At 72.7% G+C, this 1431-nt stretch carries 1 protein-coding gene; it reads left to right on the forward strand.

From position 1 onward, the window contains the following. The first annotated feature begins 219 nt into the window (after positions 1–219). Positions 220–1344 carry a GuaB3 family IMP dehydrogenase-related protein gene (locus tag ACZ4WZ_RS29840; protein WP_467895324.1) on the forward strand — a complete coding sequence of 375 codons (1125 nt, stop codon included), beginning with the start codon at positions 220–222 and terminating at the stop codon, positions 1342–1344. Positions 1345–1431 lie beyond the last annotated feature (87 nt).

Here is a 1431-nt window from a genome sequence, read left to right on the forward strand (position 1 = left end):
GCGGGCCTCAAGGAGAACCACCCAAACAACAGCAAGGGGAAGGGGAAAGAACCAACCCACAGCAGAGGGGGAGGGGCAAGAAGACCTCTCGGGGGGGCGGCCCCGCCCGGCCCCGCCCCCTCAGTCGTGCCCCGGCCGTCCGTACAGCGGTCACCGGGACGCGGGCCCCCGCCCTTCGGGGATACTGGACGGGCAGACCCAGAGGAAAGGCCACCACACGTGACTGAGATCGAGATCGGGCGCGGCAAGCGCGGCCGCCGGGCGTACGCCTTCGACGACATCGCCATCGTCCCCAGCCGGCGTACGCGGGACCCGAAGGAGGTCTCGATCGCCTGGCAGATCGACGCGTACCGCTTCGAGCTCCCCTTCCTGGCCGCCCCCATGGACTCCGTGGTCTCCCCGCGGACCGCGATCCGCATCGGCGAGCTCGGCGGCCTCGGCGTGCTGAACCTCGAAGGTCTGTGGACCCGCTACGAGGACCCGCAGCCGCTGCTGGACGAGATCGCGGAGCTGGACGAGGCGAGGGCCACCCGCCGCCTCCAGGAGATCTACTCCGCGCCGATCCAGGCCGACCTGATCGGCCGGCGGATCAAGGAGGTGCGCGACTCGGGCGTCGTCACGGCCGCCGCGCTCTCCCCGCAGCGCACCGCGCAGTTCTCCAAGGCCGTCGTCGAGGCGGGCGTGGACATCTTCGTCATCCGCGGCACCACCGTCTCCGCGGAGCACGTCTCCGGCGCCGCCGAGCCGCTGAACCTCAAGCAGTTCATCTACGAGCTGGACGTCCCGGTCATCGTCGGCGGCTGCGCCACCTACACGGCGGCCCTGCACCTGATGCGCACCGGCGCCGCGGGCGTCCTCGTCGGCTTCGGCGGCGGCGCCGCGCACACCACGCGCAACGTGCTCGGCATCCAGGTCCCGATGGCCACCGCCGTCGCCGACGTGGCCGCGGCCCGCCGCGACTACATGGACGAGTCCGGCGGCCGCTACGTCCACGTCATCGCCGACGGCGGCGTGGGCTGGTCCGGCGACATCCCGAAGGCCGTGGCCTGCGGTGCCGACGCCGTGATGATGGGCTCCCCGCTGGCCCGCGCCACCGACGCCCCGGGCAAGGGCAACCACTGGGGCATGGAGGCCGTCCACGAGGACGTGCCGCGCGGCAAGAAGGTCGACCTGGGCACCGTCGGCACCACCGAGGAGATCCTCACCGGCCCGGCGCACAACCCGGACGGCTCGATGAACCTCTTCGGCGCGCTGCGCCGCTCGATGGCCACCACCGGCTACAGCGAGCTCAAGGAGTTCCAGCGGGTCGAGGTCACGGTCGCGGACTCGCAGCACAGCCGCTGACCGCTCTTCGTACGAAGCCGGAGGGGGGGGGGGGAAGGAAGGGGGGGGGGGGGCGGGGGGGGGGGGGGGGGTGGGGGGGGTGGGTTG

It is taken from the genome of Streptomyces sp. NPDC029122, from assembly GCF_055569445.1.